The organism is Anabaena lutea FACHB-196, from assembly GCF_014698305.1.
Taxonomy (GTDB): Bacteria; Cyanobacteriota; Cyanobacteriia; order Cyanobacteriales; family Nostocaceae; genus Anabaena; species Anabaena lutea.
The window spans coordinates 64,786-81,364 of the sequence record NZ_JACJST010000005.1; the positions used below are offsets into that span (position 1 = coordinate 64,786).

General features: G+C 43.3%; 11 protein-coding genes. 2 read left to right on the top strand and 9 right to left on the bottom strand.

Annotated features, from left to right (window positions below):
- Positions 1-23 precede the first annotated feature (23 nt).
- The gene (pheA, locus tag H6G59_RS07330; RefSeq protein WP_190712906.1) at positions 24-920 is read left to right on the top strand and encodes a prephenate dehydratase; all 897 of its coding nucleotides are present in this window, start codon (positions 24-26) and stop codon (positions 918-920) included.
- Positions 921-970: 50 nt separating this feature from the next.
- Here the strand turns inward: pheA and H6G59_RS07335 are convergent, their stop codons facing one another.
- The 9 genes from H6G59_RS07335 to H6G59_RS07375 form a co-directional block, all read right to left on the bottom strand.
- Complete coding sequence (locus H6G59_RS07335) at positions 971-1,615, bottom strand: LON peptidase substrate-binding domain-containing protein (RefSeq protein ID WP_190712908.1); 645 nt, start codon at positions 1,613-1,615, stop codon at positions 971-973.
- Positions 1,616-1,909: 294 nt separating this feature from the next.
- Positions 1,910-2,227, bottom strand: a complete 318-nt coding sequence (rpsJ, locus tag H6G59_RS07340; RefSeq protein WP_008232935.1) for a 30S ribosomal protein S10 — start codon at positions 2,225-2,227, stop codon at positions 1,910-1,912.
- A 180-nt stretch (positions 2,228-2,407) separates the two neighbouring features.
- On the bottom strand, positions 2,408-3,637 hold the full coding sequence (gene tuf, locus H6G59_RS07345) for an elongation factor Tu (protein WP_190712910.1): 1,230 nt from the start codon (positions 3,635-3,637) through the stop codon (positions 2,408-2,410).
- Positions 3,638-3,659: 22 nt separating this feature from the next.
- Positions 3,660-5,738 carry an elongation factor G gene (gene fusA / locus H6G59_RS07350; protein WP_190712912.1) on the bottom strand — a complete coding sequence of 693 codons (2,079 nt, stop codon included), beginning with the start codon at positions 5,736-5,738 and terminating at the stop codon, positions 3,660-3,662.
- Between the two features lie 138 nt (positions 5,739-5,876).
- Positions 5,877-6,347, bottom strand: a complete 471-nt coding sequence (gene rpsG, locus H6G59_RS07355; RefSeq protein ID WP_127053523.1) for a 30S ribosomal protein S7 — start codon at positions 6,345-6,347, stop codon at positions 5,877-5,879.
- A gap of 368 nt (positions 6,348-6,715) precedes the next feature.
- Positions 6,716-7,096: a 30S ribosomal protein S12 gene (rpsL, locus tag H6G59_RS07360; RefSeq protein ID WP_190712914.1), complete on the bottom strand. Its 381-nt coding sequence runs from the start codon at positions 7,094-7,096 to the stop codon at positions 6,716-6,718.
- A 540-nt stretch (positions 7,097-7,636) separates the two neighbouring features.
- Positions 7,637-7,963, bottom strand: a complete 327-nt coding sequence (locus H6G59_RS07365) for a HesB/IscA family protein (RefSeq protein ID WP_190712916.1) — start codon at positions 7,961-7,963, stop codon at positions 7,637-7,639.
- A gap of 212 nt (positions 7,964-8,175) precedes the next feature.
- The gene (locus tag H6G59_RS07370) at positions 8,176-8,595 is read right to left on the bottom strand and encodes a phosphomannose isomerase type II C-terminal cupin domain (protein ID WP_190712918.1); all 420 of its coding nucleotides are present in this window, start codon (positions 8,593-8,595) and stop codon (positions 8,176-8,178) included.
- Positions 8,596-9,019: 424 nt separating this feature from the next.
- Entirely contained in the window at positions 9,020-10,969 is a 1,950-nt protein-coding gene (locus H6G59_RS07375) for a phosphodiester glycosidase family protein (protein ID WP_190712920.1), read from the bottom strand.
- An 891-nt stretch (positions 10,970-11,860) separates the two neighbouring features.
- Here H6G59_RS07375 and gltB point away from each other — a divergent pair.
- Positions 11,861-16,579 carry a glutamate synthase large subunit gene (gltB, locus tag H6G59_RS07380; protein WP_190712922.1) on the top strand — a complete coding sequence of 1,573 codons (4,719 nt, stop codon included), beginning with the start codon at positions 11,861-11,863 and terminating at the stop codon, positions 16,577-16,579.

Below are 16,579 nucleotides of genomic sequence, written 5' to 3' on the forward strand. Positions count from 1 at the left end.
ACTTGTAACTTAAGATTAAAAGCATGACTGTATCAATGGAGAAAAGTCCACCTTTAGCGATCGCACATTTGGGACCACCGGGAACTTACGCCGAACAAGCTGCTTTTTTTTATCTCAACTGGCTGAAAAAAACGCCAGGAGTTGTCGCTACCTTATGTCCTTATCTCACTATTGCCCAATCACTACAAGCTGTGGCTACAAACCAAGCCCAGTTAGCTGTTGTGCCTGTAGAGAATTCCATTGAAGGCAGTGTCAGCATGACGATGGATACTTTGTGGCAATTGGAAACTTTACAAATTCAGTTGGCTTTAGTCTTGCCTATCTCCCATACCTTAATTTCCTGTGCTGATAGCTTAGAGAGGATTCAAACTGTTTATTCTCATCCCCAGGCTTTAGCACAATGTCAGGGATGGTTGGGGCAATTTTTGCCTAATGTGAATTTGATTCCGAGTAACTCTACGGCTGAGGCTCTCCAGGGACTCAAACAGGAGGTGACAACCGCAGCGATTGCCTCGAGCAGAGCAGCAGAACTTTACAATTTACCTATATTAGCCACTGGTATTAACGATTATCCAGACAACTGTACTCGCTTTTGGGTAATTAGTCACAGCCAAAAAGATGCTGTTGTTCAAATATCTTCTAGAGAGATCGCTCCTACTCATACCTCCATAGCTTTTAGCTTACCTGCTAATGTACCTGGCGCACTAGCTAAAGCTTTGCAAGTATTTGCTAATCTAGGTATTAACCTTAGTCGAATTGAGTCTCGTCCCACAAAACGCTCATTAGGAGAATATATATTTTTCATTGACATAGAAGCAAGTGCAACTCAAGTGCAAACAGCTTTATCTGAGTTACGTAATTACACAGAAATAATAAAAGTTTTTGGTAGCTATAGTGTTACCTTGATTGAGAATTTCTAATTCTTGATAGAGCCTACGTTCGCGGATCGTGCTGTAGACTCTATTAAGCATTAATTTTTAAATGTATCTTTAAGAACAGAACGTGCTGCCAGATGGTTACGAGTAGAAGTTAAAATTTCTGCTTCTCGTTCTAAGCGAGCCGCAGTGTCTTGTATTTCTAACAATGCTTGTTGTTCTGGAGCAACACCATACAGATTACTGGCCACCCAATAGGATAGCTCTGTTGGTAAATCTGGTAAATCTTCTGGTAATTCAATATTTTGTTCAGTTAACTTTCCTGACAGACGGACGACATCTCGCAATAACTGTTCTACCTCAGTAGCTAAAGGTCGCAAATCTTTAGATGGCGGTTGGTCTTCAATCCACTCCACTAACCCAACGCGATAGGGTTTTTCGCGGATATATTCTAAAACGCGAAACCGTTGCTGTCCTAAAGTTAGCATTTCCATCCGGTCGTCAGGCATCCGCTTGTAATGAATAATTTCCGCACAGCAGCCAACGTTAGTAATTGTGCCTTTAACTGGATCGACCATCAAGACTCCAAACCTGCGATCGCTCTCCAAAATCGTGTTCATCATGATTCTGTAGCGAAATTCAAAGATATGTAGGGGTAAAGGTCTAGTGGGGAACAGAACCACTTCAGGTAAAGGGAAAAGAGGCAGTTCACGGACTGCAATTTTAGAAGAAGATGTCATTGTTAGTTGAGTATAAATTTAATTCTTAAAAAATTTATTTTTCCTAATTTCTCTGTAATTTACTTATATTCTATCATTTGTTTAATAGCTAATAAAAAGTCCTGAGTTGAAGAAAAGACACGATCATGGAGAGAAAGAAGAAACCGAGACATCTATCTTTGCTTCATTGAGTCTCCCCTTCTGCCCCTCAGAGAGTCTCTCCCACAAATTTCTCCAGGACAAAGTAAATATTAATACCACAAAATTTCATTAGTCATTTGTCCAAGTGCTAATGACTAATGACTAATGACTAATTTACAATTTGACTTCGATATCTACACCAGATGGTAAATCCAACTTCATCAGCGCATCGATAGTTTTAGAAGAAGGCTGGTAAATGTCAATAATCCGGCGATGGGTGCGGGTTTCAAAATGTTCGCGGGAATCTTTATCGACGTGAGGGGATCGCAGTACGCAATAGATCCGCCGTTTTGTTGGTAAAGGAATAGGTCCTATAGCTGTGGCGTTAGTGCGGTTAGCTGTATCTACAATCTTCTCGCAAGATGTATCCAATAAACGTCGGTCAAAAGCCTGTAAGCGAATTCTAATCTTCTGCTGCTGTAGAGTTGCCATATGAAAGTTTTCCAGGTTCTGTGAATTTTAGATTTTAGATTTTAGATTTTAGATTTTAGATTTTCAGATGCAATACCAGATCCAAAATTTAAACTCCAAAATTGTTTTGGGGAAGCTAAAGGAGCAGAGATGCATCAAACCATCCCTGCTCCTTGATTATGAGAAGGAAAAAGGTGCTTACTATTTCAGGATTTTGGATACCACACCAGCACCAATAGTGCGACCACCTTCACGAATAGCGAAGCGCATACCTTGCTCAATCGCAATGGGGTTGATCAGTTCTACTGTCATTTTGATCCGGTCTCCAGGCATAACCATTTCCACCTCTTTGCCTTCATCGGAGGTGTAGCTTTTGATAGTGCCAGTTACATCAGTTGTCCGGACATAAAACTGAGGACGGTATCCAGCGAAAAATGGTGTTTTCCGACCACCTTCTTTTTCGGTGAGAACGTACACTTCACCTTCAAATTGAGTGTGAGGTGTAATAGAACCGGGTTTAGCAATTACCATGCCCCGTTCAATATCAGTCTTTTGAATACCCCGCAGCAGTACGCCAGCGTTATCTCCAGCCATACCTTGATCAAGACTCTTCTTGAACATCTCAATCCCAGTTACGGTAGTGGCACGAGTATCTCTGATACCTACCAGTTCGACGTTATCGCCGACTTTGACTACACCCCGTTCAATCCGACCTGTAGCCACAGTACCACGACCTGTGATGGAGAAAACGTCTTCTACAGCCATCAAGAAAGGCTTGTCTACATCCCGCTCAGGAGTGGGGATATAGGCATCTACTGCATCCATCAGTTCGTAGATTTTATCAACCCAAGGATTTTCTCCCCGTTGCGTCTTAGGATTCTTGGTCATGGCTTCGAGAGCTTGTAGACCAGAGCCTTTGATAATAGGGATATCATCACCGGGGAAATCGTAGCTAGTTAACAGTTCCCGAAGTTCCAGTTCTACGAGTTCTAGCAGTTCGGGGTCATCCATCAAATCTTCTTTGTTCAAGAAGACGACCAGACTAGGAACACCCACCTGTTTTGCCAACAGGATATGTTCCCGGGTTTGGGGCATAGGACCATCGGTAGCAGCCACTACGAGGATGCCACCATCCATTTGAGCCGCACCGGTGATCATGTTTTTTACATAGTCAGCGTGTCCGGGACAGTCTACGTGAGCATAGTGGCGATCTGTGGTTTCATACTCAACGTGAGCAGTATTGATGGTAATACCACGTGCCTTTTCTTCTGGTGCGTTATCGATTTGGTCGTAACCTTTAGCTACAGCTTGACCATTAGCAGCCAAAGTCATGGTAATTGCTGCTGTTAAAGTAGTTTTGCCGTGGTCAACGTGGCCAACAGTACCGATATTTAAATGGGGTTTATTTCTTTCAAACTTTGCGCGTGCCATGAATGCTCGTTTCCTTTTTTAATTAAGCGTTCCCTTTACTTTTTGCAATGATAGTTTCAGCCACGCTGCGAGGCACCTCTTCGTAGTGACTGAACTCCATTGTAAAGATACCCCGACCTTGGGTTTTCGACCGGATATCAGTGGCATAGCCAAACATGGTTGCCAGTGGAACTTTAGATGCCACCTTAGCGAGTCCCTGTTCAGTGCTTTGGCTTTCAATCTGCCCTCTGCGGGCGATTAAGTCGCCAATGACGTTCCCAATAAAGTCTTCGGGTACTTCAACTTCAACTTTCATCATAGGCTCTAAGATGACAGGTGAAGCTTTCGATACCGCCTCTTTCATTGCCATTGAGCCAGCAATTTTGAAAGCCATTTCCGAAGAGTCTACATCGTGGTAAGAGCCATCTACCAAAGTAGCTTTGACATCAATGAGTGGATATCCAGCGACAACACCGGATTCACAACATTCTTTCATGCCTTGTTCTGCTGGGCCTACGTACTCTTTAGGTACGGTACCACCAACAATCTTGGAGACAAATTCAAAACCTGTGCCTGGTTCTCCTGGCTCCAAATTGATGACAACATGACCGTATTGACCCTTACCACCGCTTTGGCGGATGAATTTGCCTTCCACTTTGTTTACGGCTTTGCGAATCGTTTCCCGGTAAGCGACTTGTGGCGCACCGACATTCGCTTCCACTTTAAATTCCCGTAACATCCGGTCTACAAGAATTTCTAGGTGGAGTTCTCCCATCCCAGCAATTACAGTTTGGTTTGTTTCGGGATCTACACGCACACGGAAGGTGGGATCTTCTTCTGAGAGAGATTGCAACGCCTTGGACAATTTGTCCATGTCGTTCTTGGTTTTGGGTTCTACCGCTACCGAGATTACGGGTTCAGGAATAAATAAGGATTCCAGAATTACTGGTGATCCTTCATCACATAAAGTGTCACCTGTCAAGGTGTCTTTTAATCCTAATGCTGCTCCCAAATCACCTGCTCGCAGTTCTTCGACATCTTGTCGGTCATCTGCTTTCATCAGCACTAGGCGGGAAATCCGTTCTTTTTTGTTTTTGCTGGCGTTGAGGACATAACTGCCTTTTTTCAGCACACCAGAATAAACACGAACGAAAGTCAGGCGACCATAAGGGTCAGCCATAATCTTAAATGCCAGAGCTGCTAAAGGTTCGTTGTCATCGGCTCGGCGTTCGACAGTCTCGCCATTGGGCAAGATGCCTTGAATTGGTGGCACTTCTGTGGGTGCGGGTAGATAATCTACGACTGCATCCAACATCAACTGTACGCCTTTGTTTTTAAAGGCTGAACCGCACAGTACTGGTACAATCGTCCCCGCAGTTGTGCCTTTACGCAGGGCAGAACGAATTTCTGCTTCTGTAAGTTCTTCGCCCTCGAAGTACTTATTCATCAGCACGTCATCGGTTTCTGACACTGCTTCTATCAGCTTGATGCGGTATTCGGCTGCTTTTTCCTGCAATTCGGCTGGTATTTCTGTTTCTTGAATATCAGTACCTTGGTCGTTAGCGTACATATATGCACACATCCGCACCAAGTCAACGATACCTTTGAATTCAGTTTCACTACCAATTGGCAGTTGAATAGCGATCGCATTAGCACGCAGACGATCAATCATCTGCTCGTGAACTCTATAGAAGTTCGCCCCTGTGCGATCCATCTTGTTAATGAAAGCGATCCGAGGCACTTTATAGCGATCAGCTTGTCGCCATACTGTCTCAGATTGTGGTTGGACACCACCAACGGAACAAAAGACGGCGATTACACCATCTAACACGCGCATGGAACGTTCAACTTCAATAGTGAAGTCAACGTGACCAGGAGTATCGATAATGTTAATTTGATGATCTTTCCAGCTGGTACTGATCGCAGCAGCAGTGATGGTAATTCCCCGCTCCCGCTCTTGATCCATCCAGTCTGTGACGGCCGTTCCTTCATGAACTTCGCCAATTTTATGAATTATCCCAGAGTAAAATAATATTCTCTCTGTTGTCGTTGTTTTGCCCGCATCTATATGCGCCGCAATACCGATATTGCGTACTTTCTCTAGCGGGTTTGTGCGTACCACAGTTACCTCCTATAGTTTTTGCCTCATGATATCTTGTATATTACTCTTTGTTAAGATTCTATACTTTTACGGAAAACCGTCTTTTTCAGGAAATTTTACGATATACCGCTTTCCGATGGCGATATATCGTTGCTCTAGTTAGTAACGATAGTGTGCAAATGCCTTATTTGCTTCAGCCATCCGGTGCGTTTCTTCCCGCTTGCGAATCGCGCTTCCTGTTTCGTTAGCAGCATCCATCAACTCATTTGCGAGTCGGCTGGCCATTGTGCGGCCTGGTCTGGCTCTAGAATATTGCACTAGCCAACGCAAGGCTAGGGTAGTACCCCTTTCTGTCCGCACTTCCATGGGTACTTGGTAAGTTGCTCCACCTACTCGTCGAGCTTTCACTTCTACTAAAGGCGTTGCATTTCGCACTGCTCTTTCAAAGGTTTCTAAAGCACCATTACCAGTGCGTTCCTCAATAGTTTTCAATGCATCGTAAACGATCCTTGCGGCAAGTGATTTCTTGCCATGACGCATGATCCGCCTGATAATCATGCTGACCAGACGACTGTTATACACTGAGTCAGACGGAACTGGGCGTCTTTGACTAACACCACGACGAGACATACTTCATCCTTAAATTCGGAATTTGGCAACGAAATTATATGCTATCAGAACATAGGAACTTAAAAGCGGTGTAAGTAGCCGCTCTCACTTCCTTGAGTTTTGGCTCTAGTTGCAGCTTGGCTGAACTAATTTACTTGCTGCTCCCCTACCAGATACACAAGGCGAAAACATTGTAAACTTTAATATTTACATTAAAGTGCTGCTATCGCTGACCTTATTCTGCTTGAAAAACCTACACTTGTTCGTTTAGCGCCGAGAGCAACTTTATTTATTAAACAAGAGGAAGCAGCTTGTTGGTTTGGGTTGACTGCGGTTTTAGGTAATAAGGCGATTAATCGTAAGTGATGCGATTAATCGTCTTGTTCCTATTATTTGGCTGCTTTTGGACGCTTAGTTCCATACTTGGAACGACCTTGCTTCCTGTCTTTAACTCCAGCTGTATCTAACGTGCCACGGATAATGTGGTATCTCACACCTGGTAAGTCTTTTACCCGACCACCACGAATCATCACAACAGAGTGTTCTTGCAAGTTATGACCAATACCTGGGATGTAAGCTGTAACTTCAAATCCAGAGGTAAGTCTGACTCTTGCTACTTTGCGGAGCGCTGAGTTCGGCTTTTTCGGTGTAGTTGTGTAGACTCTGGTACAAACTCCTCGACGTTGAGGGCATTGTTTCAGAGCCGGGGACTTTGTTTTCTGACGCGCTTGCTCGCGTTCCGTACGTATTAGCTGCTGTATTGTTGGCATGAGTTACAGCGCGTGTTGCTGCTTATAGTCTATTTTAACAAATCCTGATTATAGCGTTTTTCATAATTTTCTGTCAATTACTATTTTGTTATTGTGTCAGTTGCCAGGTAGGTTATGACATACACTGATCATGAAAATCAGACACAACAAGACTTTTAACTCTTCACAGATTTACTTGCTATGGTTTTTTATTACTGACTAATAATCAGGCATTGTTATAGACAACTGTCAGGAATAATCAACACATATTTTAGAGTTGCTGTTGAGCGATGACGCGGTTTAGTGATTTATCTGTGAGCGCTATCAGTTAATTACCGCGTAATAAGCCAACCTAAAGTGTGTTCACCGCTTCCGCAAGGATTGCTATCTTTTAATACTAAATCATTTTTGAAAAATTTTAATTCCTGTAGGCAATGCCCACTCTAGGTGTATTTCAAAAATAAAATAGGAATTCTGTAGTCAGGTGTATGACTTATACCACGCTTCGCTATCTGGAGTGGATTCGCAGCAATTAATTTTTTCACCTATCCCTGTCGCCTGCTATACATGAATAGAGAAGGAATTTCCACAGCTACAGGTAGCGATCGCTAGTGGGTTATGGAAGCGAAAACCACCACCCATCAAGTCTTCTGAATAATCCAATACCAACCCAGTAATATAATTCATGCTTTGAGCGTCTAGGACTACTTGAGTGCCATTAACGTCAAAAACCTGATCTTCGACTTTGATGACTTCATCAAAAGAAATATCATAAAACAACCCAGAACATCCACCAGGTTTCACTTGCAAGCGAAACAAGATATTTGGCTGTTGCTTGGATTTTAATCGCCCAATTTCATTTGCGGCTGCTGGACTCACATTAATCATGGAATTTTTGTTGCACAAACTCCATCATCATATTAACGGGAGTTTGACACTTGTGGACAAGAAGTTCCAGAGTTGAAGAGGAGCAGGAAAATTACCCAATCATATTAAGTCCGGCTAATTGCTAATCAAAAAACTTTCCGCGTCAGAGTGCGGTTCCCTAATGATAAGTATTCAACCGGACAGGATATCACCTTTTGCTCAATTTCCCATGCTTACTTTTCTGTACGAGCGTAATCATCTTGGTAGCGAATAATATCATCCTCACCTAAATATTCGCCATTTTGGACTTCAATTAATACTAAGGGAATTACCCCAGGATTCTCTAAACGATGAACAGTACATTGAGGTACATAGGTTGACTGATTATTACTGAGTAAAACTTCTTTCTCGCCACAAACTACTCTAGCTGTACCTGAAACCACAATCCAGTGTTCGCTACGGTGGTGGTGCATTTGTAGACTGAGGCGATGTCCAGGCTTAACTTCAATCCGCTTAATTTTATATCCGCGCCCTTCTTCCAAAACTGTAAAAGAACCCCAAGGACGTAATTCACTAGCAGCGATACTTTTAGAATTGAGGGCTGCGTTGAGGGTGAGAGTGTTAGTTTGGGCTGTTTCTGTAAATGAAGCCATAGTTACCTCAGATGGAGACATACAAAAAATTTATTATTCTGAATAAGGGATGCAAGAATTTGAGTAAGAATTCAGGAGTCAGGAGTCAGGAGTCAGGAGTTAGAAAGAAAGAAGGATGAAGAATATTTTCTCTTCTGTTCCCTGTTAAGAGTTCCCTGCTATCAAACATTCTGTATCCTGAATCCTTACGAATTTGACGTGATATTTAAATAGTGAAAATTAGCAATTTAATTTCACTTTGCTAACCATAGCAAAATTAAATGTCATGGCGTAACTGATTACCAGTAAAACTTTTGGGTCTATACTAACTCTTCATCAAAGAAAATGCCAGCTTGTTCTCAACTTTAAAAAGGAATGGAAGAATCATAATGCAAAATCATGAAAAATTTTTTCTATAATTTTGCATTTCTAGGTTGCAATTGGCTTATGGTTCTGGGTTCAGGAAAATACCAATAGCGTTATGGACACGAGCCGCAGTACTGGGGGAACGGTCGAGTAATTGCCCTCCCAAGTATAAACTAGTAGAACTACCACCGTCCAAATTCAGGGCATTTACACAGCCCATAACCTGCATTAATTGGGCGTGTTCGGCTAAGGTAGCTCCTGCTCCACCAGCCCGATTATGCACGGCGGCAATCATCAAATTACCTGTATTGGTGGTACAAATGGCACTGCGAACTGCTTTTTCAGAGATAAAAGCGGCGCTGAATTTTTCAGCTTTGGCATCGAGAACAATTTGCCGATTTTGAATCAAGAGTGGACCTGCGCCGACAATGTGGGGATAACGGCTAAAATCGGTGGGAGTAGTATTGCTGGTAATACTGACTTTTGTGCCAATAGGCAATTTATTGACGTTAGTAGTAGCAGTACCGCGTAAGGTGAGGAGGTAGCCGTTTTGGGGAATGGGAACGGGGGTGACACCTGCTTTACCACCAGGTAGCTGATTGGTAATTTGGTCATTTTGGACAACTAGGAGGATTTCGTTGTCTGTGAGAGGTGTATAAGTACTGCCCCAAACCGATGTATAACGAGCAATACCAGTTTGGGCATAGCCACTGTTAAGAAAAAGAATGGGTAAAGACTGGTTATTGGCACTGATTAAATTTTCATTTAAGGTGAGACGGCCAAAGTAAAATTGTCCTGAATCATTCCAAGCGATCGCACCCCGATTTAAAATCGGCCCAGATATCCACTGATTATCCCGACGAATAGCTCCTAAAGGTAATCTATTATTGCGGTTAAAATAACCACCATTAATACCTGCTACTGCTAAATAACGTTGTGCAGTTTGAATCAAGGGGGCAGTGCCTGCTAAAATATCGGAATTTACCCACATAGGTTTAAGTGTTAAACCTACGATACGGGGATTAATGTCTAACCATACAACTGGAAAGCTGTCTTTACCTAAAGTGACAAACTTTTGTTGCCAGCGTAATCCCTTTGCCCAAGTGATATCCTTTGCTACCAAAGCATCAGGTTGAATATCTATAATTAAGCGATTGGGGTTAGCGATCGCACTAATACGCGGTGAAAGACCAAAGGGAACACTAAGACTGATCATAGTTTGATTATTGACTATCTCCACTTTTTGAATCAGTGGGTCAGAAGTTGGTGCTGATGGTAATTGTTTTAACCCGGTTGGCGGTAATATGATTGGCTGGGGAGTATAACGTTGAATTAAAGCCGGATCGGCGATCGCATCTAAAGTAATTGTCCATTCTCGATTTGGCGGTCTGGTAGTTGAGGAAGTTGGTTCTTGAGGGTCGATGGGTCTTTTGATAGCTTGACCTTGTGTAACTTGCCAAGGAGTGGGAATATCTAAATCCACAACCAGTCTCTCACCCACAGGTCTTTTTCCCAAACGAAGATTGGTAATTTTTGCTGGGGGGGTAGAAATCACCAAAGTATTGCCATTAGCCTGCATCTGCCAGCCTGCTGTTTGTGCAAAACTAGAAATATCTAAATAACGATATCCTCTCCACAACTTGGCGTTTAAAGCTAATGGTGGTTTGATTGACGAAAACCACTCCACCGGTTGTTGAGTAGGGTTACTAGTATTTAATAAATCTACCCCGATTAATTGTCTGAATGCCCCATCACTCAAATGAGTTGTCACCTTACCAGTATTTCCCGATTCCTGTAACCAAGCCCCTGTTAAAGTCCGACCGTTGAGAGAAATTTGATTACCAGATGGGATTATTTCTCCAGAAGCAGGTGAGGGAGAAGTCAGAATAGGAACTGGTTGAGCGTTAGTAGCAACAGTAGCAGTTAAGCACAGTGCTGTTGATAGAAGAGGGATAGAGTAGCGGAAAAACCTGTTCTTAAAATTTAGGGTAATGGTATTAAAGTCTGCTCGTCGGCAAGAATTCGTCATTTTTACTAACCTTAACTTCAGTACTTATGAAAATTACCACCCTCAGAGCTACCTGACCGAAGAGGACGCTCCAGAGTGGGAGACGCGGTGAGGAAGTCGGAGTCTTGGCGGTTCCCGTCGAGTCCGTTCGTCCGAAGGACGTGCCGGAGGCATCACTTCCGAACCCGAAGGGCGACGCGGAGAGTCGCCCGTGTCCGATGTTCGACGCAAATGGTTTCAAGCCCCTGACTTGAGTCGTGGAGAAGAAAAAAGACATTCCTCGCTGGAATCCCCTGGCTTTAGACATGGGGTATAAGAGCGTCTTCTTGACTAATTTATGAGGAAATCTTAAAAAATTATGACTTTATTTTGCAACAACCGTGATATTATTTAAGTTGGATTTTTATAACCAGTAAAAACAGGCAAGCAACTTTTCCCCCAAAACTACTATCAGTCAATGTTCTAAATGACACTTTTTAAAAAAAGTCTATAATAGTAGTCCCAGCGTTTAAAGCCAAATGTAATTATCTTCCAACCTCACCGATAGCTGCTATAGTTGCAAATTCAGTGAAGTACAGTTGCCAATGAAACTAGTAGGAATTGTCAAATGGACATATAGTGTAATAGTTTCAAAAAGCATAGAAATAATTAGATTCAGTATCTAAATACGAATAATGTCAGGGAAAATAGATTATCCAGACAAAGATAGCTTTTCTAACAGTACATAAACACCTAAAAAAAATAACGCAATAATTTTAACACGGGTGATCCATAAAGTAACCCCGAAGTTAAAATTTTTTTTCCCTAAATTTTCGTGATTATGTATTTCTCCATCGTTAAAGTTAGAAATTTTTCTTCTCAGCAGTAGCAATATTGGCAAAATCCGTAACTCAACATTTCAGGATATAGAGTATGAATCGTCAATCGTTGAATCAGGGTCAGAACATTACATTGTCAGAGATGGAAATCAAGGATACATACCAAGGACAAAGATGGTTAGTAGAAGAACGAGATGCTTGTGGTGTGGGTTTTATAGCCCATCGCCAAAATCGAGCTAGTCATGAAATTTTGGCAAAAGCCTTAACCGCCCTAACGTGCTTAGAACACAGAGGCGGATGTAGCGCAGACCAAGATTCAGGCGATGGCGCAGGGATTTTGACAGCAATTCCTTGGGAATTGTTCCAACAAGAAGGAATTAATGTTGCCGACACTGGTAAGATGGCTGTGGGGATGATATTTTTACCCCAAGATCAGCTTGCTGCCCAACAAGCAAAAGCTACATTTGAGCAAGTTGCAAAAGCGGAAAACTTGACTGTACTGGGCTGGCGAGTAGTCCCTGTGCGTGCAGATTTGTTGGGTGTACAAGCCAGAGAAAATCAACCCCAAATAGAACAGGTTTTTCTAGCTTCGGCTGATAAAAGTGGTGATGAACTAGAAAGAGAACTGTATATCACTCGTCGTCGTATTGCCAAAGCGACCAAAAACATTTCTGAAGAATTTTATGTTTGCTCCTTGTCAAACCGGACAATTGTCTACAAAGGCATGGTGCGTTCGGCAGTGTTGGGAGAATTTTATGAGGATTTAAAAAATCCGGCTTTCAACAGTGCTTTTGCAGTTTATCATCGCCGCTTTAGTACCAACACTATGCCCAAGTGGCCTTTGGCGCAACCGATGCGGCTGTTGGGTCACAATGGTGAAATTAACACACTGTTGGGTAACATTAACTGGATGATGGCACGAGAAGCTACCTTAGATCATCCAGTGTGGAATGGACGTGCTGACGAGTTCAAGCCACTGGTAAATATTGACAGTAGCGACTCAGCCACACTCGATAATGTACTGGAGTTGCTGGTGCGTTCTGGACGTAGCCCCTTGGAAGCTTTAATGATGATGGTTCCAGAAGCTTACAAAAATCAACCTTCTTTGCAGAATTATCCAGAAATTGTTGATTTTTATGAATATTACAGCGGTCTACAAGAAGCTTGGGACGGCCCAGCACTTTTGGTATTTAGTGATGGGAAAAAAGTTGGTGCAACATTAGATCGAAATGGCTTAAGACCGGCTCGCTATGTGATTACCAAAGATGATTATATCGTCGTGGCTTCTGAAGCTGGTGTAGTGGAATTCCCAGAAGCAAATATTATTGAAAAAGGCCGACTGGGGCCGGGACAAATGATTGCGGTGGATTTGACAACCCAGGAAGTTCTCAAGAATTGGGAAATTAAACAGCGGATTGCTAAACAGTATCCTTATGGAGAATGGCTGCAACAGTACCGCCAAGAACTGAAACAGTTAGTAAAACCGTCCTTTGTTAATGGTAACGGGAATGGTAATGGTAACGGTCATCATCCAACTGACAACGAGCAACTAATAACTGGCAAGATCGATAAACAAACCTTACTGCAACAGCAAATTGCTTTCGGCTACACATCAGAAGATGTGGAAATGGTAATTCAGCCCATGGCCAGTGCAGGTGCAGAACCAACTTTTTGCATGGGGGATGATATTCCCTTGGCTGTGCTGTCAGAAAAACCTCACCTGCTGTATGACTATTTTAAACAGCGTTTTGCACAGGTGACTAACCCACCCATTGACCCTTTACGGGAAAAACTGGTGATGTCCTTGACAGTGGAACTGGGTGAGAGGGGTAACTTGTTGGAACCCAAGCCAGAACACGCTCGGAAATTAAAGCTAGAGTCGCCAGTGCTGACTGATACAGAATTGGATGCAATTAAGTTATCAGGATTTGCGACGGCGGAGTTATCAACTTTATTCCCCATTGCTTCGGGGCCAGATGGTTTGAAAGCTGCGGTGGAATCTTTACAAAAACAAGCAGCGGAATCAGTCCAGGCTGGTGCGAAGATTTTGATATTGAGTGATAAGATCCCCCCTACCCCCCTTAATAAGGGGGACAAAGAGGGAATTGGTGCAGAATTAACCTACATTCCACCTTTGTTAGCTGTGGGTGCTGTCCACCATTACTTAATCCGCCAAGGTTTGCGGATGAAAACATCGCTGGTAGTGCATACGGCTCAATGTTGGAGTACTCACCATTTTGCTTGTCTGCTGGGCTACGGTGCTGGTGCGGTTTGTCCGTATATGGCTTTGGATACTGTGCGGGATTGGTGGTCTGACCCGAAAACGCAACAGTTTATGGAAAGGGGTAAAATTAATCCGTTGACTCTTGAACAAGCGATCGCTAATTATCGTCAAGCTGTAGAGTCAGGTTTGCTGAAAATTCTCTCAAAAATGGGAATTTCCCTGCTTTCTAGCTATCAAGCCGCACAAATTTTTGAAGCTATTGGTATCGGTGGAGATTTGTTAGCTTTGGGTTTCTGGGGGACTACTTCCCGGATTGGTGGTCTGAGTTGCATGGAATTAGCTCAAGAGGTGCTTTCTTTCCATAGCAAAGCTTTCCCAGAACTAACAACCAAAAAGTTAGAAAATCTGGGCTTTGTCCAGTACCGTCCCGGTGGTGAATACCACATGAATAGCCCGGAACTGTCTAAGGCGCTGCATAAGGCTGTAGACGGTAAGCATTATGACCATTACGAAGTTTACAAAAAGCATTTAGAAGGTAGACCGGCAACGGCTTTACGGGATTTGCTGGATTTTGAAAGCGATCGCCCATCTATCCCCATTGAACAAGTAGAATCAGTTAGCGAGATTGTCAAACGCTTCTGTACTGGGGGAATGTCTTTAGGTGCATTGTCACGAGAAGCACATGAGACACTTGCCATTGCCATGAATCGCATTGGGGGTAAATCTAACTCTGGTGAAGGTGGCGAAGATCCAGTTCGTTACAAAGTGTTAAATGATGTTGACTCATCTGGTCATTCACCCACTCTTCCCCACTTGAATGGGTTACGGAATGGTGACACGGCTGCGAGTGCCATCAAGCAAGTAGCATCAGGTCGCTTTGGTGTAACTCCAGGATATTTAGCCAGCGCCAAACAAATTGAAATCAAAATCGCCCAAGGTGCAAAACCAGGTGAAGGTGGACAACTACCAGGGCCAAAAGTAAGTCCTTACATCGCCATGTTGCGGCGTTCTAAGCCCGGAGTGACTTTGATTTCACCGCCGCCACACCATGATATTTACTCAATTGAAGATTTGGCGCAGTTGATTTTTGATTTGCATCAAATTAACCCAAAAGCACAAGTTTCCGTGAAGCTAGTCGCAGAAATTGGCATTGGCACAATTGCGGCTGGTGTAGCCAAAGCCAACGCTGATATTATCCAGATTTCTGGTCATGATGGCGGTACTGGGGCATCACCTTTGAGTTCTATTAAACACGCTGGCAGCCCGTGGGAACTCGGGTTAAGTGAAGTGCATCGGGTATTGATGGAGAATAGTTTGCGCGATCGCGTCATTCTGCGAGTAGATGGCGGTCTCAAGAGTGGCTGGGATGTTCTCATCGGTGCATTAATGGGCGCGGAGGAGTTCGGTTTCGGTTCAATCGCCATGATTGCTGAAGGCTGTATTATGGCGCGGGTATGTCATTTAAATACCTGTCCTAAAGGTGTTGCTACTCAGAAAGAAGAACTACGTCTACGTTTTAGCGGTATCCCAGAACACGTTGTTAATTTCTTCTATTTTGTCGCGGAAGAAGTCCGTAGTCTGTTAGCTAGGCTGGGTTATCGTTCTCTCACTGAATTGATTGGTAGGGGAGATTTGTTAACAGTGCGTTCTCATGTCAATCTCACCAAAACTCAAGCCCTGAATCTGGATTGCTTAACTAAGCTACCAGACGCAAAACTAAACCGTAGCTGGTTGGTACATGAAGAAGTTCACAGCAACGGTGCAGTTGTGGATGACCAATTGCTGGCTGATGCCGATATTCAAGCTGCAATCAAGAATCAAACTACTGTCAACAAGACGATTTCTATTGTCAACACTGATAGAACAGTGGGTGCAAGATTAGCGGGAGCGATCGCTTCCCAATACGGCGATAGCGGCTTTGAAGGGCAAATTAACCTCAATTTCCTGGGAAGTGTCGGGCAAAGCTTTGGCGCGTTTAATCTACCTGGTTTAACATTAACTCTGACCGGTGAAGCTAACGACTACGTAGGTAAGGGAATGCATGGTGGGGAAATTATCATTAAACCCCCAGCAGAAGCTACTTATGACCCAGCACAAAATGTGATAGTTGGCAATACTTGTCTTTATGGTGCGACCGGTGGTGTGTTATTTGCCAATGGTTTAGCTGGAGAACGCTTTGCTGTACGTAATTCTAAAGGTACAGCCGTCATTGAAGGCGCTGGGGATCATTGCTGTGAGTACATGACTGGTGGGGTGATTGTTGTCCTGGGGAAAGTCGGACGAAACGTAGGTGCAGGTATGACAGGGGGACTGGGATATTTCTTAGATGAAGATGGTTCTTTCCCGGAATTAGTCAACAAAGCTATTGTCAAAACCCAGCGGGTAGTGACAGACGCAGGTGCAAAACAACTTTATGAGTTAATTAAAACTCATAGCGATCGCACAGATTCACCCAAAGCGAAGCTAATTATCCAAAACTGGGAAGAATATTTACCCAAGTTCTGGCAATTAGTCCCACCTTCTGAAGCCGACAGTCCAGAAACGAATCCTGAAGCAACTTCAGAACACAAACAACTAAGTTCTGTTTAA